The following is a 22864-nucleotide window of genomic DNA, read 5'->3' as shown; positions in this document are numbered from 1 at the left end:
ACATACCGGCACATGGTTTCAGCTTTATTCATAACTAAAGATAACATTATTCTTCTATCGACCGTCAAAGAAGAACCGGGATAAACATTTGTTCGAAAACATCAAAGCAATTAAAAAAAACGATCCGGCAGCCAAGTCCTATTTGGAAGTCATTCTATGTTATCCGGGTTTACATGCGCTTTGGTTCCACTCCCTGGCCCACTTTTTGTATAAGATCAAAATTCCATTATTTCCTAGAATCATCAATACTTTCGCACGATTTTTGACTGGGATAGACATTCACCCGGGAGCAAAAATTGAACCTGGGATTTTTATAGATCATGGCCAAGGTGTCGTAATCGGAGAGACCGCAGAAGTAGCAAAAGGTTGTTTGATCCTACAAGGTGTGACCTTGGGCGGAACAGGTAAAGAAAGCGGGAAAAGGCATCCAACTTTAAAAGAGAATGTAGTAGTCGGAGCAGGAGCAAAAATTTTAGGAAATATCGTCATCGAACATAATGTTCGTATCGGTGCCGGTTCCGTAGTTCTTAGAGATGTGCCCGCAGATTGTACTGTCGTAGGAGTTCCCGGAAAAGTAGTACGTTCCAAAGTTGATTTTGGAAAAGAAGGAGAAAGAATGCTGGATCACGGAGAACTTCCTGATCCTGTCGCAAGAGTTTTCTCCATTCTAGTGGAAAAGATAGATACTTTGCAAAAAGAAGTGAACGAACTATACGCAAAATCCAATCTTAAAGAGAAAAAATCCGCCACAAAAAACGAAGACGATGAGCTAAACGAGTTCATCCACGGCGGCGGGATCTAAATTTAGGAAAGATTTTTTTTTTGACAAACTGACTTTCTTTCTTACCCTTTGGGTTATATTCGTTAGCCGCCTTTGCGGCAGAGGGTTTATGAAGTCGAAAATAAGGGCCATTTTTCTAATTTGTTTTTCTACAATTCTACTCTATTCATTTTCAGATTGTGGACTTTTAGTAAGTCACGAGGATCTTTGTGCGGAAGATCTAAAAGATTATGATAATTGTTTTGCGATGTTATTAATAGCCGATCCTGCATGCGGACAGGGAACAGGTACCTGTCTTCCCGGATACGTTCAACTATCGAAAGCAATTTGTGCTAGCAGAATGAAGGTCAAAGGTTGTAGGGCACATAGGAACTAAATAAAAAAGCCTCCGTAATGGGAGGCTTTTTCTTTCAGAGACCGAATGAGAGTTTTATTTTTTAGGGATAAAACAATCCACTCCGTCTTCTTTCAATTTGGATTTTAGAAGGTCCGCTTTTGCGCGATCCATAAAATCACCCATCTGAAGGACAAACATACCGTCTCTTTCGAAAAGATATACTTTCTCACCATATTCTGCAGAAAGATTTTTTCTGTAGTCTTCAGCGAGTCTGCTGTTTCTGAAAACTCCTACCTGGACAGTTTGTCCTTTAGGAGCTCCCTTTACTAACGGAGCCGGGGTCACAGCTTTTTTAGGAGTCAGTCTTTCAGGTTTGTTCTCTTTAAGAAGAGCTTCTTCGTCTTCCAAACCTTCCATGTCTTCCGACTCTCCAGCTGCTCCACCTTTACTTACTACAGTAAGCCCAACTCTTGCAATTCCTACATCTTTGAATTCCAAGTTCTCGGCTGCTTTTTCAGAAAGATCGATGATCCTATCTTTTACGAAAGGTCCACGGTCGTTTACTTTTACTAAAACTTCTTTATCATTTTCCAGATTTTTCACTCGAACCACTGAACCTAAAGGAAGGCTTGGGTGCGCTGCAGTCAGTTTTGTTTTGTCGAAAATTTCTCCGCTTGCAGTTGGCTTGCCATGAAATTTAGGACCATACCAAGAAGAATATCCGACCTCGTCGAATTCTCCATTAGAACCTGATTGTTGTCTGGAAGGAGTTGTGGCTTTTACAGGCTTATTATCCGCAAGAAGATCATCCAATCCTCTAGATGCGGAAGAATTCTTAGCCAGAACCAAATCCCTTTTGGACTCTTGGTCCATTGGAACGATTTCTTTTTCAAAAAATATTTCGGAAGGATCTCCGGACGCGCTGATACTTCTTCTTGTTTCGGAAGAAGCACAAGCAGTGACTGTTATCAACGCGAAGATAGCGGCTATCTGTTTCATTTCGGACCTCTGTCTTTCTATGTTATATTTTCGGAGGTTTTTACATTTTACCTGAAGTTTTTTTCAGGTTGTTTTCTGGGGAATTTTAGTCGATATTCCGGATATGACCGAGGCCGATATCAAACGAAAGTTCAACGAGGCTTTAAAACTCGAAAAAGAAGGGAAAATCTCCCAGGCGGCCAAGGTATATTCTGAAATTTTGGGAATGAACCCCAAGTTCCAAAAAGCATACCTAAACCTTGGTGCACTTTATTCTCGTACCGGCGACTCTGAGAATGCAATCAAGACCTATCAAAAGGCGCTCGAACTTGGAAAAACCACTGAACTTTATTATAACCTCGGCGTGGAGCTATATCGACTCGGAAGTTTGGATGCTGCGGTTAAGGCTCTCAAAGGTTCTCTTGAGTTAAATAAAAAATATCTAAACTCTCATCTTCTTCTCGCTTATTGTTATAAACAATTGGATCGTCCGGATAAGTCCGAACTTTATCTCAAGAATGCGATCAAATTAGATCCTAAAAATAAAACTGCTTATGCAGCACTTGCCACCATCTATTTTGATACTGAAAAATGGGAACAAGCATTGGCGGCTGCAAATGTAGCAATTCAGATCAATCCGAATGATCCTAGAATGGAAATCCTAATGACGGAGATCCATGTTAAACTTGGAAATTATAAACAGTCATTCGAAACTCTTAAGAAGGTAACTTCAACTGCTCAAGGGTTTGTGCAGTTCAATGACTCGATTAAACAAGCAAAACAAAAGCCTAAACCTGAAGAGAAAGTATTCTTTGATAATCTAGAAGTTTTAACCCGAAAAAAATTGGATGAATTTAAGAATAAACTCACTCTATCTAAGGAAAGTCCGCAGGATTTCGAAGCTCCTGAAGCACAGGACGCGCTTGATCTTTCTCTTATGTATTTGTTTCATGGAGATTCAGAGCGGGCCTTAAAGTATTTATTATATGCGCAGAAAAACCTACAGGAAAATCCCACTTCTGAAAACGGTTAATCTTTTTCTTTTACCATTTCTTTTATTCTTCTCCTGCTTATATCCAGTCAGAAATAACGAACAGATCGAAAACGATCCTATGTTTTTATATCTTCCCGCTACAGATTATACAAGGGAGAAGGTAGACTCAGTAAAAAGTCCCTGGGAAGCAAAAACCCATAGGGGAAAAGCAATCCTTGCTCCGGACAAAAATAATCTTGGCATTTTATTCGTTAGATTCTCTCTCATCGATGATGCGGAAGAAGAATTTCTAAGTTCACAAAAACTTCTATCCAATAACCCCGTCCCGGCGCTCAACCTATTACGTTTATATTATCTAGTAGATGATATTTCTGAAGCTAAAAAATTCCTGCAAACATTCCTAAAACAATCTCCGCCGATCGAACGTAAAAAATTTGAGAACCTTCTTATAGAAGCACAAAGAGAAGAAGAACTTGTGATTTTTAGAGATGCACTTTCAACAATTCCAGGCCAAGAAGTATTTGCATGGGAAGGATTGGCAGAATACTTTTTCTCGAAACAAGAATGGTCCAAAAGTTATTATTATTTGGAGAAGATCCTACAACAAAGCCCATTCCATAAAAATGCAAGAGGCCTAATGTTGAAGATGGCCCATATCTTAGAAAAATGGGATGATGTTTTAGTTTTCGGATTGAGCTTGAGCGGAACCGGAGAAAGAGTTCCGGAATTAGAATATTATATTGCTCATGCTTATTGTGAGAAAAGAAGATATGCGGAAGCATTGGACTGGATCAACAAAACACCGGAATCCGAAAAAGAATCTTTGGTATTTTTAGAATTATGGAAACTTTCTCTACTTTCCAAAAATCCTAAGGCGGATGTTTCTCCACTTCTTCCTTATTTTAGAAAATTGAAATCTAAAGGATTACAATTCACTGAAGAGGAATTTTTTCCTACTTTGACTCCGGAAGGAAAAGAAACAATGGATCGAATTCGTTACGGACGATAATCGCTTCACTCCTGAAGCCCGCGTTGCGGACTATAGACTCCGTGAGACATTTCCCAGGTTCTCATCGCTAGTAAAAAAGTTTTGGGAGAATGAGTTCTGATCATAGGAACTCCTTTGGACCAAAGATAAGTTTCAGAGATCGCAGTCGGAATAATTCTATCTTCTACAGGCAAACCGCCTAAAGCATTTCCTAAAAAAGACTTTTTAGTAACCGAAACCATTAGATTCGGAAACTCGGAAAGGATTTCAGTAATTTTAGAAAGAACTGCGAAACTTACCTTATAATCCGGACTTAGAAAAAATCCCATACCGGGATCCAAGATCAAACGATCTGCTAATCCTAAAGTTTCGAAAAATTTAGTTCTCTCTCTGAAAAATTCCAAAACAAGAGGCACTACTGTCTCCGGTTTTAGATCTGAGAGTTCGGAAGCCTTGATAGAATGATCCTGAGAAAACATAGCCACAAACTTTGTGTGCTTATCGTTTATTTCTCTTAGTAAATCCAAACTTTCCGGATCTACAAAACCTCTGATATTATTGATATAATCTACGCCTGTTTCTAATGCCTTTCGAATTACGTAAGGTCTGAATGTATCTATAGAAATTGCGACCTTCTCCTTTTTAAGCTCGGAGATGATCTCTTTCATTCGATCCCATTCAACCTTTTCAGAAATGGGCTCTGCTTTTACGTTGGAAGATTGGGCCCCGATATCGATGACATCTGCACCTTCTTCTATTAGAGACTTTGCCTTGGCTAAAGCCAGGTCCTCGCGTAGATACTTTCCCCCATCCGAAAAAGAGTCACTGGTTATGTTCAAAACCCCGAATAGGATCGGTTTTGGAGGGAAAATTTCTCCCTGGATTCTGTTCGGAACGTCCGATTCCATCTTAGTTTCCATCTTGATACTTGGCGTCTTTGTTCCGATACTAATTACAAGATGTTTTTTTACAATCAAGGAAAAGGACTCGTTCTGAAACGAAATCACTTTCTAAGCTCCGTCCTTGCGGGAACTCTGCTGTTTTTTTTATTTTCCTGGGATGGATCCGCCCAACCTGTTCCTACACTTCTGGAAAGAAATTTTGGATCTCCTTTAAACACACAAAACGTAGAATACAATCCTATCATCAGTCCGGACGGAAGATATCTGATCTTCCAATCCAATCGTCCAGGCGGCGAAGGGGAGATGGATATCTGGCTCTCCGAAAACGCAAACTATAAAAAAAGAGATGGGGAAGCGGATTGGAAAAAACCTGTAAACCTGAACCAAGACATTTGGGAGCAGAATAAAAAGGAACTCCCTTCCGGAGAAAAAAAATCGAAACTATTCAATACGGATAAGTACGAAGGTGGGATCTCCATCCGATTCGATGAGTTCGGAAACCCTGAGGAAATTTTCCTTACTTCTATCCGAAATATAAAAGCGGACAGAGAAGGTTTTGACGCATTAGATATTTATTATACTAAGAGAGACGAAAAAACAAGACGTTGGAGCGACTTGATAGGTATCTCAGAGATCAATTCCAATTTTAATGAAAAGATGCCTACTATTTCACCGGATGGAAAATATCTGATCTTTTCTTCCGATCGTCCGGGTGGATATGGGGAATATGATCTTTGGGTAAGTTATAGAAATCTTTCCACAGGTGTTTGGTCCAGTCCGATCAATCTAGGATCGGAGATCAATTCCAAAGCCAGTGAAATTCTTCCTTATATTCATCCGGATGGGGAACAGTTATACTTCTCCTCCAATAGAGAGAATGATCGCAAAAAGTTTTCCTTATATCGCAGCTTCTTGAATCTTCCAGGAAATGCAGACTTAGAAGATGCAGAAGATAAACTTACGGTTTCGAAAACAAATCTTCCTCATCCAGTTCCGGAAACTGGAAGTTTAGAAAAACTCCCTCATCCATTTAATTTAGAAACTGCAGAAGGGATCGATTCTGAAGGGATTTCTTTTGATCACGAAGGACTTTGGGCTTATATTTCTTCCAATCGAAATGGAGGACAGGGCCAGTACGATATTTATAGATTCCAGGTCCCCGAAAATCTGAGGAACTCCTACGATGTATCCTTCCAAGGATTGGTCTTAGACGGCTCAGAAGCCACAATGATAGGCCTAGATGCTACTATCAAAATTTCGGATAGTATAGGACCTTCTCGCACAATTACCTCCAGAAGAATTGGTGGAGATCTTTCTAAAGGAAACCAGACTAACTTTAAAACCGTTTTAAAAACGGGAAGATTGTATAAGGTAGAAATTTCTTCTCCGGGTTTTTATCCCACCGAGGACAAACTAGACTTACGTGGAAACGTAGAAAGAAATAAGAAAGTTTATAAAACTTATGTGCTTCTTCCTATCAAAGATGAAGAGAAAGGTAAGATTGTTAACACTGGTGACGGTGATAAAGGAAAGGGACTTAATGTAGTAGTGGTAGATGCCACTACTAAAGAGCCAATTGCTGGAGCGACCGCTACAGTTTTTACTCCTAAGAATAGACAGGGAGAAATCTTAAAATACAACAGTTTGTCAAAAAATTTCCATATCGACTTGATCCCTGACATTGATTTCGAGATCTTTGCAAAGGCTGAGAAATATATTTCCGAAAGTGTTAATATCTTGAAGAAAGATATAAAACCTGGCTCTACAATTTCTATAGCATTAAGGAAAGATTCGGAAGTCCCAGTTGTTTTAGGTACTAGACTCTATTTTGAATTCAACAAGACCGAGGTAACTGACGCGCATCGCAAACAACTCGATCTGATTGTAGACTATCTCAAGAAGAATCCGTCGGATAAAATAGAGATTGGGGGCCATACAGATAATATAGCTTCCAAAGAATATAATACTCGCTTAAGCGGGAACAGAGCGCGGAAAGTTTTTGACTACGTTCGTAGCAAAGGGATCCAAGCTTCTAGGTTAAAAACCAGAGCTTATTGGTATTCCAGACCTGATGAAGATAACTCTACCGAAGATGGAAGAGCGAAAAACAGGAGGGTCGACTTCCGCAAGCTATAAAGGAGAGCAGATGGAAGTCGAGTACCGATCTTACCTACAATCACCAAGAATATGGGATACCATCAAGGATCCCCAAAAAGTAGGTTATATTCTGAAAGAGTACGTACATAACAACGGACTCTTTCTGAAAGAAAATCCTCTAAAACAAGAATTACAAATCCTACAAACTACTCCTGAAGGAAAAATTTTCCTTAGGATCGATCCGGAATCTATAAGCGAAGAAGGTGAGATCACAGTTTACAAGACCTTAAGTAAACATATGGAAATCGGCTTTAGAGTGGATTCAGTGAACCACGAAGATGGAGTAGTGATTTGTTCACCCGAGTATGTAAGGATCGCAAAAGACGGACGTATTCTTCCAAGGATAGAAGGATTACAAGGCAAAGTAGTAGCTCATAGATTTCATATGCTAAAGAAAGAACAGGATTCCACCAAAGTCCTGGGAACTTCAGGCCAAATCCTACTTACGGACTTACATAAGAATATATTATCAGAATATCCTTATTCTAGATTGGTGTTTCCAACAGGAAAAGAACTTAGCTTTGAACAAGACTTATCCAAACGAACAGGCAAAACCATCTTTGTAAAAGATGCGATCAGCATGGATCCTCTTTCCCAAGAAGAGGCAAACGGTTTCAATATTCTAGATCTAAAACAAGAATTAGAAGAAGAGATGATCCTGGAAGATAGGACCAAAGTATATCGTTCCGGAAAAATACAATCATTCGCGATCTATCCAATCTATTACAAAGATCCTTCCGGATCCAAGCTCGTTGCTTTAGGTTATGCGGAGACTAAGGATAGAATTTTAGATCCTGCGATTCTGAAAAAATACGCAGAATTAGAAGACGTGTTTAATGAAAGGATAGAAGACTCCAATACTCTGGATGTTGATATCCGTCAAAACGTGATCAACGCTTCTGAAGGAGGAATTCTTTTGGAAGTAACAGAATCCCAGCTAGTCGAATCTTTTCTGCATAAACCTTTCTTTACTGCGGATATAACTTTCAAGATGCAAGCTCCATTGAGATTTGCATTTAAAATCCGACATATTTCTCAGATCGGGGAAATTTACCTAGTCGGTGCAGAAATAGTTGGCTCCAACGATGCCAAGACGAATATGACTCTATTAAAGAAGAATTTAAGCTTCATTAAGAGCGTCTAAGAGATTTGGAAAAACAGAAAGCCTTTTTACCCACTGCCCCATACAAGGGGACGAGAGATTTTTATCCGGAAGAAATGAGATTCCGAAATTGGATGTTTTCCGTAATGAGGAAGACCGTTCAATCTTTCGGCTACGAAGAATACGACGGCCCGATCCTAGAATCTTTCGAACTCTATCTGGCAAAAAGCGGAGAAGAGATCGTACAAAGACAATTGTACGATTTCACGGATAAAGGAGATCGTCACGTTGCGATCCGTCCTGAAATGACTCCTACTCTTGCAAGAATGGTAGCTGGAGAAGTTAGAAATCTTGCTAAACCTATTCGTTGGTTTTCTGTTCCGAACTTATGGAGATATGAGCAACCTGGCAAAGGACGTCTCAGAGAACATTGGCAACTCAATGTGGATCTATTCGGAGTAAATTCTTATAGAGCAGAAGTTGAGATCATTCTGATCGCTAATGCAATTTTAGAAAATTTTAAAGCTCCTAAAGGAAGTTACCAGATCAAAGTTTCTCATAGAGGAATTTTAGATTCATTCCTAAACCAAACTCTGGCTCTAGCGTCTGAGAAAGCTCATGCGGTTTCCAAACTTTTAGATAAAAAATCTAAGATCAGCAAAGAATCTTTTGAAGAAGAGATCAAACCTCTACTTTCTAATCCAGAAAAACAATTAGCTCTGATCTATAAGTATCTAGATACAAATCTCCAAACAATCGGAGAATTAGAAGGTATAGATCCTTCTTCCGTTGAATTTATTAGAAATCTTTTTTCAGATCTGGGCTCTCTTGGGATCAAGGATCAATTGGAATTCGATCCTTCTATCATTCGTGGTTTTGATTATTATACAGGTTGTATTTTCGAAGTATTCGATACCAATCCGGAAAACAGAAGGTCCTTGTACGGCGGAGGAAGATACGACAACCTGATCGGATTATTCTCCAACGAACAACTTTCGGGGATCGGTTTCGGATTGGGAGATGTAACCTTCAAAAACTTTTTAGAAGGACATGGACTTGTTCCTAAAGATCTGAATTCTAAAAATGCCGTTTTAATCCCTTTGATGGATGATAAAGTTTTTCCCGAAGTTTTGAAACTTGCAGAAGAACTTAGGAAAGAAGGAATCGGAGTGGAAACAATGCTCGAGTCTGCAAAACTCGGCAAACAAATCCAGACGGCGGAAAAAAAAGGATATCGTTTCTTGATCTTCTTAGGAGAATCCGAAATCTCCGAAAACAAGGTTCAATTAAAAGATATCGTCTCAGGAGAACAATCTTCTGTTTCCAGATCCGATCTAATCTCCATCTTACGGAAATCCTTACTTGGATAAGAACACATTGGAAAAATTATCCGCTTTCGAAAAAATCGATTATGCGATCGCGATGTTTATTCGCGAAAAAATACATTCCCCTCTTCTGAACAGAACTCTCTCCAGGATCAATCGAGGAGAGATAATGTTAGTTCTTATTCTTCCTTATCTTGCTTACGCTGCATGGAAAGGAAGCCTTCCGTATCCTTGGTGGATCGTAATTCCGTATGCAGGGCTTGTTGCTTATGCGAATGATCGTTTTGTTTTAGTATTAAAGAAGTTAATCGCTCGTAAGAGGCCTTTAGTCACCGTTGCCGGAAAAGTGGATCAGAACCCGGATATGAAACATTCATTTCCTTCTGCTCATGCATCTAATTCAATGACTGCGGCATTGATCTTAGTGTTCTTGTTCGGTTTTCCGGAATGGTTTTTGGTGCTGAGTCTTTTGGCGGGAATCGGAAGATTATTATCTCTTCACCATTTTCCCTCCGATGTGCTCGGAGGGTGGTTGATAGGAACTTGTTTCGGGACCTTAGGCCTTTTTCTTGGCCGCTGGCTTCTTCCCTGCTTGTTTGGAACCACCTAAGGCATCCAAAGTAAGTTTGTGACGGATTTCTCCTTCGTGAGTGATCGTCGTAGAAGCGATAACTTCGTCATTCAAATCAAAGTTAATCTTCTTCTCTTTAACCAATAGTTTCAGATAATTTAATACGTTCTTAGCGAACATTCTGGAAGCATCTGAAGGAAGAGAACCTGCCAGGTTTTGGTGACCAACTACGGAAACTCCGTTTTTAGTTAATACAACCTTACCGTGTTGAGTGTACTCGCAGTTTCCTCCGTTTGGAGAAGCAAGGTCCACTACTACGGATCCGGCTTTCATTCTATCCACGATCTTTTTAGTGATGATGATTGGAGCTTTTCTTCCTGGGATCAAAGCTGTAGTGATGATCACATCAGCTTTTGCAGCGAACTTTTCAATCGCTTCTTGCTGGCGTTTTTTATATTCCTCAGTTTGTTCTACAGCGTAACCACCTGCAGCTGCAGAGTGAGTCGCACCTTCGACTTCAACGAATTTAGCGCCAAGGGATTGAACTTGCTCTTTTACTTCAGGGCGAGTATCGAATACGTCTACTACTGCACCTAATCTTCTGGAACTTGCAATTGCTTGTAAACCGGCAACACCAGCTCCAATGATAAGAACAGAAGCAGGAGTAATTGTTCCTGCAGCAGTTGTCAACATCGGGAAAAATCTGGTCAAATGAGTGGAAGCTATAAGAACAGCTTTATATCCAGCAACAGTTGCTTGGGATGAAAGAACGTCCATAGACTGAGCACGAGTGATACGAGCAATCGCATCTAAGCTCAGTACTGTAACTTTTTGAGCTGCAAGCTTTTTGATAACCTGAGGATTCACTGCAGGTTGGAACATTCCTAAATAGAAAGCTCCTTTTTTAATCTTAGATAAGCTTGCTCCATCCGCTAAGTGAATGCTCACTACTAGGTCGGATTTTTTCAGCACGTCCGCGCGAGATTGAATCGTCGCCCCGGCTTTTTTATAATCTTCGTCGGAGAAAAAAGATCCTTCTCCAGCGCCTTTCTCGATGATAACAGAAGCACCGATTTTTTTAAAGGCATCAACTACGTCCGGTGTTACCGCTACTCTAGTTTCTTCCTTAGCTTCTTTTAAAACTCCGATATTCATACAGCCTACTCGAAACTCAATTTTTCGGTTAAATTCCCTTATAGGGGAAAAGTAGGTCCAGATTTTCTCGGCGAACGATTAATCCAAGTGATTTTTGAAATAATCGACCGTTTTCCTGATTCCTTCTAATAAAGGAACCTTAGGTTCATAACCCAGTTTTTGTCTAGCTAAAGTCAGATCCGGCTTTCTGCGGGCAGGATCGTCTTGAGGAAGAGTTTTATAAATGATTTTGGAAGAAGAGCCGGTCTCTTTTAAAACTAACTCCGCTAATTCTTTAACGGTGAACTCTCCATCGTTTCCCAAGTTCACAGGACCATTGAAGTCCTGGGTGTTCATCATTCTGATGATACCATCTACAAGGTCATCCACATAGCAGAAGGATCTAGTTTGGGAACCATCTCCATAAACTGTGATGTCTTTTCCAGCTAATGCTTGGACCACAAAATTACTTACAACTCTTCCGTCGTCCGGAAGCATACGAGGTCCGTAAGTATTGAAGATACGAATAACTCTTATGTCCACTTTATGATTTCTGTGATAGTCAAAACAAAGAGTTTCAGCGACCCTCTTTCCTTCATCGTAACAACTTCTGATACCGATTGGATTTACATTTCCCCAATAAGTTTCTTTTTGAGGATGTTCGATCGGATTTCCATAAACTTCACTGGTAGAAGCTTGCAAGATCCTGGCTTTTACTCTTTTAGCGAGTCCCAACATATTCGTAGTTCCGAGAACGTTGGTCTTAATAGTTTTAATTGCGTTGGATTGATAATGGATCGGGCTCGCAGGACAAGCGAAGTTATAAATCTGATCTACTTCGAGTCTGATCGGCTCAGTGATATCATGACGTATTAGTTCGAAGCGAGGATTCGAGAGAAGTTTTTCAACATTCTTCTTTCTTCCCGTATGAAAGTTATCAACACAGATAACTTCGTTACCTTCTTGTATCAATCTTTCGCATAGATGAGATCCGATAAATCCGGCTCCGCCGGTCACTAGCACTCTATTAGCCATCAATTCTCTCGATATCCATAAATTCCGGTGGAAGAGGTTTACCGTTCAGATCCAAACCCCTGCTTAAAAACCATTCCAATACTTCCGGAGTAACTTCTCCCGGAAATGGATTGTCTAAACCTAGCACCGGCCCTTCATCAAATCCAGGAGTCTCATCCGGAACCGGACGAGGAGCTACTGCTCGCTTCAATGAAAAGAATATGATGGATACGCTAAAAAAGGACCAGAGCAGAGCAATCAAATATCCCAGGAATAAAACCGATTTCGGAACAGTTCCCCCTGGAGAAGTTCCAGTCGCCCAATATGCTAAGATACCCGCATCAGTATTTTGAACATTCTCGGTAAAATCTAAAAGATCGTATAAACTATATAAACTAACGCTAGTCCCTAAAAATACGGTGATTAATCTATCCCAACCGAATGGAAGGAAAGAAGAGACCAAAAGAAAAATTCCCCAAAGTAAACCTGTTCTTTGAGCAAGCCCTCCGGAAGAAGTGTACTTTAAAGTGAGTAATAAAACAGCCCCTCCCAAGAGTAATAAGGTAGGACGGACAAGGCTTCCTTTGAATCCTCTGTTGATCAAAAACCCTCCGACCAAACAAGAGCCTAAATAACCTGCAGAAACTACGAATATAAAAGGACTTTTACCGGATGTAGGAGATGCGACAGTTTGTCCCGCTTCATCTCCATTCAGTTCTATCATCTGAACGGATCCGCCGGAGATCAAAGTTGCGATCGCATGACCTGCTTCATGAATAAATACCACGAAGTCTTTTAAATAAGAAACCCATCCATGATTCCAATAGGAAAGAAGAGTCACTATGATCGCGAGTAAAAGTGCAAGCCTTAGGAAACGATTCTCCATTCTAAAATAGATATCGGCTTTTTTGTATGAATTCCTATGGGTAAATGAAGAAGAACCGGATGAAAATCACCCGGTTTTTTGGATTCAATCCGTTTTAAAATGACTCAAAATTCCGCCAAATTTTTGGGAATGTTCCAGGGTATCCTTCACTGAATGTCTGATATTTTCGGAAGTTGCGGCTATGTCTTCTGCCGATTTGGAGATTGCGCTCATAGAATCCGAAATCTCGCCTGCAGAAAGTTTTTGTTGTTCGGAAGTTCCTGACATCATTTTTCCTAAAACCAAAACCTGATCGGAGCTACTACGAATCTCTCCAAGTCGTTTGGATTGTTCTAATAAAAGACCTTTTACCTTAGAAGCGGAATTATGAACTTCTTCTATATAGTTCTGAAGATTTTCAAATACATCTACAGATTGCCCGACTTTCAGCGCGCCTTCTTCTACCGAGTTGGATGTACTTTTTACAAGGTGAGTGATATCTTTGATACTTGATTTAGTTTGTTCAGCAAGCTTGGAGATCTCATCTGCAACGACCGAAAATCCTTTTCCTGCTTCTCCAGCTCTTGCAGATTCTATAGAAGCATTTAATGCGAGCATATTCGTTCTTTCGGAAATGCTTGTTATAATACCTACGATCTTATTGATATCATTGGAATAAGAACGTATCTGTTCCATGGATTGGATCGCTTCATTAAAGATTTGTTTTGCTTGGTCGGCTTTATCCGCTACATTCCCCGCTTGAGACTCCAAGTTTTGCATAGACTTTGAAGTTTCTCCCAAAGAAACATCAATGGAACCTATACTATCATTTACATTGGATAAACTTCTGGTTTGTTCACTGATAGTTAGTACGATCTCATCGATCGTTTTCGAAAGTTCATGAGAAGCCGCTGCAGTTTCTTGCACAGCATGCGCCTGCTTTTGAGAAACTCTTTCGAAAGAACCTACTGATTGAAAAAGTTCCTCATACAATTTTAGGTTTCTTTGGTAGTTCTCTTTCATTTGGACCAGAAGTCCCCAAAGACTGATGGTCATACATCTGAAATTGGAATAAATTCTGTCTGCATCTTCGACCCCTTCTTTCCTAGGAAATTCAGAAGCAAGATTTCCATTCACTACCTTGCCCACGATCTCTAAAGTTTCAGACATTTTCTTTTTTAAACTATAGAGAGCTTTTAAACAAAGTGAAAATCCCAGAACGACTGTCAGAAATGATACGCTAGCAGCAACCGGATCCGTTAAAAATAATTTTAAACCTAAATATGAAGAAGGAACGAATATACATGCGAACGTGAAAGCCACAAGGCCCAGATATCCGAATTTCACTCGAAGGGAATTTATAAAAGAGAGGAATGATCTAATGAGCTGGGACTCTCCGTTCATTCTGGCAAAAAGTTTTTCTGCCTTCTCTATTTGTTGCCTGGACGTTTTCTTACGAACAGACATATAGCCGGTGATCACTCCGTTTTCAAGAACAGGAGTAACAGTGGCATCCACCCAATAATGATCTCCATTCTTTGCGCGATTTTTAACGATCGCATTCCAAGGACGGCCGGATTGAACAGTGTCCCAAAGGTCCTTATAAACTGCAGACGGTATATCCGGATGGCGGACAATATTATGAGGTTGGCCTAGCATCTCCTCTTCTGAAAAACCGCTTACATCCGCAAAGTCTTGGGAAACATAAGTGATCTTTCCTTTTGAGTCCGTTCTGGAAATAATTACTGCCGATTCAGCGAATTGAATTTCTCGGCCCGTAATCGGTAGGTTCTTTCTCATATTTTCAGTAATTTTTTGAAGGTAAGTTTGGTATAGCGAATTTAGGATACTCGCATCTTGATTTTATTAAATCGGAATATGAATGAGAAATAATCCCGAAAAAATTCACATAAAGAATAATACTTTCGGTTTATTTTATAAAAGAATGTATCTTAAAACCGACCATACGCCTATTTTATAAAAACGAGATATGCTTGGATACATCCGGCAATACCTCCAAGAAATGCACCTAAACTGATCAACGTAGCCTCATCTTCTTTGAAGACCGAATGCAAAAGATGTTCGAATTCTTCAGGAGGTAGTATACTTAAATTTTCAAAGACCAATTTTTCGATCTCTAATCTTTCTTCGATATAGTCCTTCATCTTGTCTGCGGTTTCAGGTACTAATTCCAGAATAGAATTTGCGATCTTCTCCTTTAATTCTTCTAACTTTTTAGAACCTAAGATCAAAGAAGCATAAGGAATTTTTTTCTTTAACTTCTCATCCATCAATTCTTTGGATTTTAAAAGAAGTTCCGTAATGATCAGATCTCCTCCTTTTCCTTTGAAGATCACGCCTATCAAACTTTCAGGATCTAAAATTTTAGAAGCAACTACAGATGCAAATTCTCTGGAAACATCTATCTGTCTTTTTAAGAAAAGACCTTGGTATTTGAAAAATATAAAGTTTTTAGGCTGTAGAGGAGAGAAGATCATAAGGATTGCAAGCCAATTGGTGATGTAACCCACAAAAATCCCCATCAACGGCATGGTCCACCATTGGTTCAAATATGCAATGAACAAGACTTGGACACAACCGATCAGAAAACCGAAATAGATTCCGGAACGAACGATAAATCTAAACTCAGGACCTCCACATCTTCTGAAAATTTCAGAGAGAACATTTGCATTTTCCCCCGAAAGAGATTCTTTAATTAAATCACCAATCCCTAATATACTTTCCAGATCTTTGCCGAAGGACGTATAAATCTCTTGTATCTTTTTTGGAATGTCCTCTCGGATCTCTTTTTCTAAAATTTGTTTCGCTTCTTCCGGAACCATCTTCCAAATTACCGGGTTGTCTGCGAAAAATATATCTTTGACTATGGAGGAGGATTTTTCTCCGATCCTGTCTCGGATCAGATCTGAAATTTGTACAGGATCTATCTTTTTATACAGATCATAAGGCCTGATCAATCTTTCCATCATTACATCAGAAATGAGTCCCGCCATTTTTTTAGAATGTCTTGGAATAATTCCCTGCCAGCCAAAAATTCCCCAACCTCTAAACTTAACAGGATAGAAGATCATTTGTACCGCTATATAGTTTGTGATCCAACCTACAAAAGAGCAGGTTAGCAAAATCGAGATGATCTCTATCATTGACCCGTGCATCGGGCTGAGTTTCATAGGTCCAAAAATTCGATTCAAGAAAAATTCAATATGAATTATACTTGTAAAAACGTATTAATCCAATGGGATCCAGGGTTTCTTTTTTCATCTCTCTTTCCGTTCATGCTGTCTTATTTTTATCTTATTATCTGATCCGAAGCCTAAGCCCTGAAAATTTTTCAGAGCAGATCAAACTAACCCTGAGCAAAGGACAAATCCCAAGTTTACACTTTTCACTTCCCAAAAGTTTGGGAGAAGGACAGGATACTTCTTCTAATTCCGGCCTTGCCGGAACTCCGGAAGCAGAAATTGAAAGATTTAAAAACGAGATCCATTTTCCGCCGGAAGCATTGGAGCAAAGATTGGAATCAGATTGTTCTTGGGAAGTGGTGATCGGACCTAACGGAGCGGCCAGAAAAGTTACTACGATCAAACCTTGCAAATATAAGGTTTTTGAAACTCAGTTTAGAAGATCAGTTTCTAGCTGGAAATTTCAACTGCCGGAAGGAAATATAATAATTATTCCAGTATCCTTTCGCATTGAATCAGATGAGTGAATCTTCTAAATCATGGTATGCAGTTTATACAAATTCTAGGGCAGAGAAGAAGTTAGCGTTAGAACTTTCCAAAAAGGGAATAACCCAATACTTGCCGATTATCTCGACCAAAAAACAATGGTCTGATAGGATCAAAACGGTTCTGGTCCCTGTTTTTCCTTCTTATGTATTCGTAAAAATTGATATAAGAATAGAGAAGCTAAAAGTCCTAGAAACTGCAGGAGTCGTAAAATTTGTTTCGGTCGGAGAAACTCCCCTCATAATCGATGAGGAAGATATTGATGCAATCCGCCAGCTCGTAACTGAGTATCCGGATAGGATCAAGATCGAAAGGGAGAAAATACTGGCTCCGGGTAAAAAGGTTCTGATCAAAAACGGACCATTCAAAAATTTAAGGGCCAGAGTGATCCGAAAAGGAAGTAAATCCTCTATTCTTGTTTCTATTTCCGGAATGGATACTACGGTATCCTTGGAATTGGATTCGGAACTATTGGAAACGGACGAGGAGAATTAGAAGTGGGAAATACATTAGATAAAGTTAAAAAAGCTTTGGATACAGAGATCGAAGCAATCCTTCATTTTAGAGAAAACCTAGATCCGAATGTAGAAAAAGCAGTCGAGCTCATCTTCCAATCTAAAGGAAAAGTGATCGTAACTGGAGTAGGAAAATCCGGAGACGTAGGTAAAAAGATCGCATCTACTTTATCTTCTACAGGGACTCCTTCCTATTTTCTTCATCCGTCCGATGCTGCTCACGGTGATGCTGGAATTTTAGCTCAGGGAGATGTGGTCATCGCAATCGGTAAGAGCGGTGAAAGTGAAGAATTACTCAACCTTCTTCCTACCATAAAAAGTATCGGAGCCAAATTGGTAGGTTTAACTGCAAATCCTCAATCCAGATTGGCTTTAGACTGTGATATTGTAATCTTAACTCCCGTATTAAAAGAAGCATGTCCTTTAGAACTCGCACCCACCTCCAGCACGACAATCGCTTTGATGTTGGGAGATGCTATCGCAATGGCATTGATGGAACTTAGAAATTTCCAAAAAGAGGATTTTGCATTATATCATCCTGCGGGAAGACTCGGAAAAAGATTATCCCTAAAAGTAGACGATGTAATGAGAAAGGGAGACAAACTTGCTAAAGTTAGTTCGGATGCAAGTTTAGAAGAAGTTCTTTCCGAAATCACCAAAAAACTCGTAGGCGCAACAGGAGTCGTGGATGGGGCCGGGAACTTGATCGGATTCGTGACCGATTACGATATTAGAAAATTATTAAATGATGGAAAATTGGATAAATCTATCAAAGCAAAAGATTTAATGAATCCTAAGCCTACAGTATTCGAAAGCGGGATCATGGCTTACGATGTTTTACAGTCCATGGAAAGAAGAGAAAAACCTATTTCTGTAGCTCCGATCGTTTCGAAAGATGGGGCCTTGCTCGGGATCGTTTCAATCCACGATCTCTTACAAAAAGGACTCTGATTTCCGATGAGCCAAAACGATTCTCAAAAAATAAGGATCATTCTAACATTGAATGAAGAAGAGTTTTTCGGATTACAAACTCTTCCTAAGGCCGATTTTTTAGAGATACGTTTGGACCAATTTCGTTCCGAAAAGGATGCTCCGGAAAAGATCTTACAAAAAATAAAAGACCTAAATGCGTCTTGCGTATTCACCTATAGACAACCGGAAGATTCCAGCTTAAAAAGTTTAGGCGTTTGGAATATGGAGAATATAGTACCTTTACTTTCCGGATTAGAATCAGGAAAACATTATATAGATCTGGAATTGGACAAAGATAATCCTGTCTTTAATGGAATTGACGAGGATCGATTCGGGATCATCCGATCAGTTCATAGTTTTTCCGGAATTCCTGAATACGAAGAATTACTCTTTTTCCTAAGACCAGTCACAGAGGAAGTTTTAGCAACGGCTAAGTCAGGACTTCCTTTCCAGAGAATTTTCAAAATAGCTGCACTTCCAAAGAATGATCAAGAATCTAAGGATTTCCAAGATTCTGCACTTAAACTTTCTAAACTATGTGCTAAACAGAATATTCCGATCGGATTCTGCGGGATTTTGATGGGAGAATCCGGAAAAGAGTTTAGGATCTTTCCGGAAAAGTTAGGATCTCAATTTACTTATTGTTGTTTGGGAGAGCCGAAAGCTCCCGGCCAAGTGGATTTAGAAACTCTACTTTCTAAAAGAAAATAAACGACTAGTCCCTATCTTGGGAATCGTCGTCTTCTCTATCATCTTGAGATTTTTTATGATCTTTGGTTCCGGCACGAGTTTCCAAGAATGTTTTGAAATTCTCGTCGGATCTAAACTTTTTAAATGCCTTGTCCCTTTCAGCAGAAGCCCAATAAGAAGATTTTACACTTCCTGATTTTTTGATATAGGACATTGTCCTTTCTTGATCATTCTTCTCTGCGTAACATTTTGCTAAAAGATAATAAGCCCCTGCGGAATCCTCTACCTTTTCTAAATGACTTATAGCTTTTTCTACGGAACCGGTATATAGATAAGTTTTACCTAAATAAAAATTATATTCTCTGATCTCTTCTTCGTCAGGTTGGACTGCATGGAAATATTTAAGAGCTTTTTCGTAATTTCCGTTATTTGTATAATATCTGGCGAGTTTTAAGATACCGTCGTAATACACATCCGGAAGTTCTTTTAACTCCGGATTTTCTTTTTCGATGGCAGCCCCTATCTCTTTCAGAAGATCATAACCTTCTTCATTTTTACCGATCTGTATCTTGCAAAGCCCGATATACATTCGGATCTCTCTGGTTTTTTCCCCATATTCGAGAGCTTTTTCGGCAGTTTTGATCGCGTTATCACAATCCTTTTGCTGCCATTTAATTTTGGTCAGACCGATCAAAGGAAGAACTGTATGTTTATTTGCGTGAGCCTTTCTATAATACTTGGATGCTTCTTCAAAATTTTTCTTTTTATGGTAAGCAGCCGCTTGGGTCAGATGAGTATAATAGAGTAACTTTTCTCTTTCAGATGGGATCTTAGGTTCTATACGATTCAGAACTACAATTGCGTCGTCGTAATTTCCAACTCGCACGAGCAATGCTCCGTACTTATAACCATACTCCACATTTTCCGGTTCATTCTTCACTAATCCTGAAAGAATGGATTCGGACTTAGCAAATTCCTTTTCATTATAATAAGCTAATGCAAGTCTCCAAAGGATCTCTTTATTATTAGGATCTTGTTTTAACTTTTTTTCGAGACTGGAAACACTTTCCTGTTCCGGTTCTTCTTCATGATAAACAGGTTTGCGAGGTCCACCGGAAGAATATCTCTCTTCTGCGGCAGCCCTGATCTTTTGGATATGAGAAAGGTCCGGATCGATCTTTAATAATCGATTGGAATAAGAGATCACTTCTCCGTAATCTCTCTGATAATTATGATATAGGATAATTTTTGTAAGAGAGTTGACCAGATCCTTTTTAGGAAGATTTAAACTGACCGCTCTTTTGAAAGCTTGGATGGATTTAGTATAATCCTTTTTGCTCTCATAAATATAACCCATGTACATCCAGGCCTCGCCTGAAGAAGGATTTCCATCGTTATATTTTTGGAATTGTTTTAGAGCCTCTGTGTAGTCTTTTCTGGAATAAGCTTTTTTTCCTTCTTTCATATCTGCGAAGACAGAATTGGAAAAGAAGAATATACTAAAGCAAATCAGTAGAGAAAAGAACGGCCTAGACATACTAGTAAGACCGATATTTTCCCTCCGAATACTACAAAAGAAGGAAGGCATTTATCCAATTTTGGAAGAGAACGCCACGAATAAAGTGGAATTCTCGCCTTCCCAAAGGAATTATTTATTTCCTAAAACCTCTGACTTTCTTTGAGCCAAGGCTCTTGCAGCTCTGAGATTCACACTCATTGTCGTAATTTGAGGATTTACGGATAATCCCGTAGGATATACAGAAGCATCCATTACGAAAATATTCTTATGACCGAAGAGTTGGAAATCCAAATCTACCGCACCTAGGTCGGGCGACTTGGCTGCTTGGATAGAACCATGAGGGTGAGCAGAACCGATCGCAATCTTTCCTGGTTCGATACTTTTATCCAGGATCCAATCAAACTTAGAATTTTTATCCACAGGAATCGGATCGAGGACATCAGGGAATGGGAATATGATCGCCTTTGCACCTGCTGCAACTTGCACTTCTGCGAGAGCTTTCAAACCTTTGAGTAAATTTTTACCGTCGGTAGGAGTGATCTCGAAATAAACTTTTCTTCTTCCCAAAGACCATTTCACGGAAGCGTTCGCTTCTCCATCGGCTCCATCCCGAACTAACACGATACCCGCGCTCATGTTTGGATACTTTTTCATGGCATCGAATTGTCTCTGCCCGTAGAAAGGAATCAATGAACTTGCTAAGGTAGGACGGAAAGGTGCAACTTCTAACCAATATCCGTAACCTGTATTATCTTGGTTATGACCGTCTTTGATAACTGCGGATTGAGGAGGCCCTGAGAACATATTGATCGTCTCATCAAAGATTGCAAAGTTTGTGCTAGTAGGGTGGACTTTCAAATTTCTTCCCACCCAATCGTTTCCGAGCCCGGATCTTTGCAATAATGCAGGACCTTCAATTGCACCTGCACTCACGATTACTACAGGCGCTTCGATTACTACTTTTTCCAAAACATTGTTTGGAGCCTTTTCATAAGGATCAGGAGTGAATTCTGCAACTACAGTTTTGATATCTCCGTCTTGGATGTATTGTGCTCTCATATTTGAGATTACGGTTGCACCAGCTTCGATAGCATCAGGGATCCAAGTCAGGAATGCAGATTGTTTTGCATTAATAGGGCAGCCTAAACCACAACGGCCGAGACCGATACATCCTCTATTATTGTTTTTTAATACTTCAGGATGCAGACCTAATGCCTTTCCACCTTTCATCAAGGTGCTATTATTGGCATTGATCAAGTTTTGAGGAACTTCGTGGACACCGATTCTTTCGTGGACTTCTGCAATATAAGCATCCATTTCCTGTCTTCCGTAACCTTTCCAACCGAAGCGGGAGTCCCATTCGTTGGTCACGTAATCGGGAGGATAAAGCGATGTTTGCCAGTTTACAGTGGTTGAACCTCCCACAGTTCTTCCTTGTAAGATAGAAAGAGTTTGTTCTTCCGCAATGATAAATCCGGCATCTCTATATAATCTTGCTTGGGAAAGAAATTCATCTCCCGTGAATTTTGCAGGAGTGAAATATCCGCCTTCTTCGATCAGTACTACTTTCCATCCTGCTTTTGCAAGAGTAGCAGCAACCACCGCTCCTCCTGCGCCGGAACCTATGATGACCGCTTCTGCTTGTAATTTCCAAACTCCGTCTTTGATCCCGTTCTCTTTGATCAAAGCCTCATGTTTTTCCGGAGTGATAATCTTATAATTTGCCTCAGGAATCGCTCCCATAGTTCTTAACCTTTATATCCCACTAGTACGTTATAATCTTTTTCCATAGAAACTAAGAAGAAGGACAACTGGCGCATGATATTATAAGCGCCTCTTTTCAAAGATAAGGAAGAGTTTTTCCAGGAAAGAAGTCGTTTCTCTCTATCTTCTTTGGAAAGCCCGACCATCGAGGTGAAAGAAAAATCCAAAGCAAGAGAAACGAGAGAAGAGCCAGGCAAGAATGCCAATAATTTCAAAACGGATTCCGTATCGATCGGATAAGGATGACCATAGATATACTTATCCGCAGCCACTCCTAAATCGAATCCCTGGATTGGATTTCCTACTAGGAAAACTTCTTCCAAAGATTTGAAAGCGAGATATTCAGAATCACTCAATCCATGCAGCTTAGGAATAGATCCAGGTTTGCAGGAAGCTTGAGGAACTAGGATGGCCGATATGGCCGCCGTTTTGAACAAAAACTTTAGAAAGCGACTACGAGAAACTTTCTCATCCAGAAACGATTCCAATTCTAACTCCTAAACTTTG

Annotated in this window: 22 protein-coding genes; 12 read left to right on the top strand and 10 right to left on the bottom strand. The window is 39.8% G+C overall.

Translation table 11 applies throughout. From position 1 onward, the window contains the following. The first annotated feature begins 88 nt into the window (after window positions 1–88). Together cysE and EHO58_RS02435 are read left to right on the top strand one after the other, a co-directional pair. Window positions 89–802, top strand: coding sequence for a serine O-acetyltransferase (gene cysE, locus EHO58_RS02440; RefSeq protein WP_135627891.1), 714 nt, complete (start codon window positions 89–91; stop codon window positions 800–802). Between the two features lie 88 nt (window positions 803–890). Next, window positions 891–1157 carry a hypothetical protein gene (locus tag EHO58_RS02435; protein ID WP_135627892.1) on the top strand — a complete coding sequence of 89 codons (267 nt, stop codon included), beginning with the start codon at window positions 891–893 and terminating at the stop codon, window positions 1155–1157. A gap of 54 nt (window positions 1158–1211) precedes the next feature. Here the strand turns inward: EHO58_RS02435 and mpl36 are convergent, their stop codons facing one another. Continuing rightward, window positions 1212–2117 carry an RlpA family plasminogen-binding lipoprotein MPL36 gene (gene mpl36 / locus EHO58_RS02430; RefSeq protein WP_100722393.1) on the bottom strand — a complete coding sequence of 302 codons (906 nt, stop codon included), beginning with the start codon at window positions 2115–2117 and terminating at the stop codon, window positions 1212–1214. Window positions 2118–2220: 103 nt separating this feature from the next. Between mpl36 and EHO58_RS02425 the strand changes: the two genes are divergently transcribed. Together EHO58_RS02425 and EHO58_RS02420 are read left to right on the top strand one after the other, a co-directional pair. Then, complete coding sequence (locus EHO58_RS02425; protein WP_135678395.1) at window positions 2221–3129, top strand: tetratricopeptide repeat protein; 909 nt, start codon at window positions 2221–2223, stop codon at window positions 3127–3129. Continuing rightward, on the top strand, window positions 3083–4099 hold the full coding sequence (locus EHO58_RS02420) for a tetratricopeptide repeat protein (protein ID WP_135678393.1): 1017 nt from the start codon (window positions 3083–3085) through the stop codon (window positions 4097–4099). The genes EHO58_RS02425 and EHO58_RS02420 overlap by 47 nt, the downstream gene beginning before the upstream one ends. Before the next feature lie 5 nt (window positions 4100–4104). Here EHO58_RS02420 and folP read toward each other — a convergent pair whose 3' ends face one another. Beyond that, window positions 4105–4986 (bottom strand): dihydropteroate synthase, encoded by an 882-nt coding sequence (gene folP, locus EHO58_RS02415; protein WP_208728675.1) that lies wholly within the window; start codon window positions 4984–4986, stop codon window positions 4105–4107. Between the two features lie 51 nt (window positions 4987–5037). Here folP and EHO58_RS02410 point away from each other — a divergent pair, with 51 nt between their 5' ends. From EHO58_RS02410 to EHO58_RS02395, 4 genes are read left to right on the top strand one after another with little or no spacing between them, the layout of a single operon-like run. Then, the gene (locus tag EHO58_RS02410; protein WP_135678390.1) at window positions 5038–7116 is read left to right on the top strand and encodes an OmpA family protein; all 2079 of its coding nucleotides are present in this window, start codon (window positions 5038–5040) and stop codon (window positions 7114–7116) included. A 10-nt stretch (window positions 7117–7126) separates the two neighbouring features. After that, window positions 7127–8281 carry a DUF1577 domain-containing protein gene (locus EHO58_RS02405; protein WP_135627898.1) on the top strand — a complete coding sequence of 385 codons (1155 nt, stop codon included), beginning with the start codon at window positions 7127–7129 and terminating at the stop codon, window positions 8279–8281. A 5-nt stretch (window positions 8282–8286) separates the two neighbouring features. Continuing rightward, complete coding sequence (gene hisS / locus EHO58_RS02400; protein ID WP_135678388.1) at window positions 8287–9609, top strand: histidine--tRNA ligase; 1323 nt, start codon at window positions 8287–8289, stop codon at window positions 9607–9609. A 52-nt stretch (window positions 9610–9661) separates the two neighbouring features. After that, window positions 9662–10174, top strand: a complete 513-nt coding sequence (locus EHO58_RS02395; RefSeq protein WP_135679089.1) for a phosphatase PAP2 family protein — start codon at window positions 9662–9664, stop codon at window positions 10172–10174. Here the strand turns inward: EHO58_RS02395 and EHO58_RS02390 are convergent. The 5 genes from EHO58_RS02390 to EHO58_RS02370 form a co-directional block, all read right to left on the bottom strand. Continuing rightward, window positions 10121–11290 (bottom strand): Re/Si-specific NAD(P)(+) transhydrogenase subunit alpha, encoded by a 1170-nt coding sequence (locus tag EHO58_RS02390; protein WP_135678386.1) that lies wholly within the window; start codon window positions 11288–11290, stop codon window positions 10121–10123. The genes EHO58_RS02395 and EHO58_RS02390 overlap by 54 nt on opposite strands. Window positions 11291–11368: 78 nt before the next feature. After that, window positions 11369–12304: a UDP-glucuronic acid decarboxylase family protein gene (locus tag EHO58_RS02385; RefSeq protein ID WP_425269005.1), complete on the bottom strand. Its 936-nt coding sequence runs from the start codon at window positions 12302–12304 to the stop codon at window positions 11369–11371. Next, entirely contained in the window at window positions 12297–13169 is an 873-nt protein-coding gene (locus tag EHO58_RS02380; RefSeq protein WP_100708628.1) for a M50 family metallopeptidase, read from the bottom strand. Before EHO58_RS02380 ends, EHO58_RS02385 begins: the two co-directional genes overlap by 8 nt. Before the next feature lie 84 nt (window positions 13170–13253). Next, complete coding sequence (locus EHO58_RS02375; RefSeq protein WP_135627901.1) at window positions 13254–14948, bottom strand: methyl-accepting chemotaxis protein; 1695 nt, start codon at window positions 14946–14948, stop codon at window positions 13254–13256. Window positions 14949–15118: 170 nt separating this feature from the next. Further along, a complete protein-coding gene (locus EHO58_RS02370) occupies window positions 15119–16339 on the bottom strand; it encodes a DUF445 domain-containing protein (protein WP_244241041.1) in 1221 nt (406 codons plus the stop codon). Window positions 16340–16404: 65 nt separating this feature from the next. Between EHO58_RS02370 and EHO58_RS02365 the strand changes: the two genes are divergently transcribed. The 4 genes from EHO58_RS02365 to EHO58_RS02350 are packed head-to-tail and all read left to right on the top strand — an operon-like array spanning window position 16405 to window position 19095. Beyond that, on the top strand, window positions 16405–16878 hold the full coding sequence (locus EHO58_RS02365) for an LIC_10042 family TonB-like protein (RefSeq protein WP_135678384.1): 474 nt from the start codon (window positions 16405–16407) through the stop codon (window positions 16876–16878). Continuing rightward, complete coding sequence (locus tag EHO58_RS02360; protein ID WP_208728674.1) at window positions 16871–17392, top strand: UpxY family transcription antiterminator; 522 nt, start codon at window positions 16871–16873, stop codon at window positions 17390–17392. The genes EHO58_RS02365 and EHO58_RS02360 overlap by 8 nt, the downstream gene beginning before the upstream one ends. Window positions 17393–17394: 2 nt before the next feature. Next, on the top strand, window positions 17395–18363 hold the full coding sequence (locus EHO58_RS02355; protein WP_135627904.1) for a KpsF/GutQ family sugar-phosphate isomerase: 969 nt from the start codon (window positions 17395–17397) through the stop codon (window positions 18361–18363). A gap of 6 nt (window positions 18364–18369) precedes the next feature. Next, on the top strand, window positions 18370–19095 hold the full coding sequence (locus EHO58_RS02350; RefSeq protein ID WP_135678380.1) for a type I 3-dehydroquinate dehydratase: 726 nt from the start codon (window positions 18370–18372) through the stop codon (window positions 19093–19095). A gap of 4 nt (window positions 19096–19099) precedes the next feature. Here the strand turns inward: EHO58_RS02350 and EHO58_RS02345 are convergent, their stop codons facing one another. The 3 genes from EHO58_RS02345 to EHO58_RS02335 all read right to left on the bottom strand — a co-directional run bounded on the left by EHO58_RS02345 (window position 19100) and on the right by EHO58_RS02335 (window position 22845). After that, entirely contained in the window at window positions 19100–20611 is a 1512-nt protein-coding gene (locus tag EHO58_RS02345) for a tetratricopeptide repeat protein (protein WP_135678378.1), read from the bottom strand. 111 nt (window positions 20612–20722) lie between these two features. Further along, window positions 20723–22336 carry a GMC family oxidoreductase gene (locus EHO58_RS02340; protein ID WP_135678376.1) on the bottom strand — a complete coding sequence of 538 codons (1614 nt, stop codon included), beginning with the start codon at window positions 22334–22336 and terminating at the stop codon, window positions 20723–20725. 5 nt (window positions 22337–22341) lie between these two features. Beyond that, a complete protein-coding gene (locus EHO58_RS02335) occupies window positions 22342–22845 on the bottom strand; it encodes a hypothetical protein (RefSeq protein ID WP_135627908.1) in 504 nt (167 codons plus the stop codon). Window positions 22846–22864: the final 19 nt, after the last annotated feature.

It is taken from the genome of Leptospira selangorensis (assembly GCF_004769405.1).
Taxonomy (GTDB): domain Bacteria; phylum Spirochaetota; class Leptospiria; order Leptospirales; family Leptospiraceae; genus Leptospira_B; species Leptospira_B selangorensis.
The sequence above is the reverse complement of the archived record's forward strand: the minus strand, read 5'-3'. Positions and strand labels throughout refer to the sequence as shown.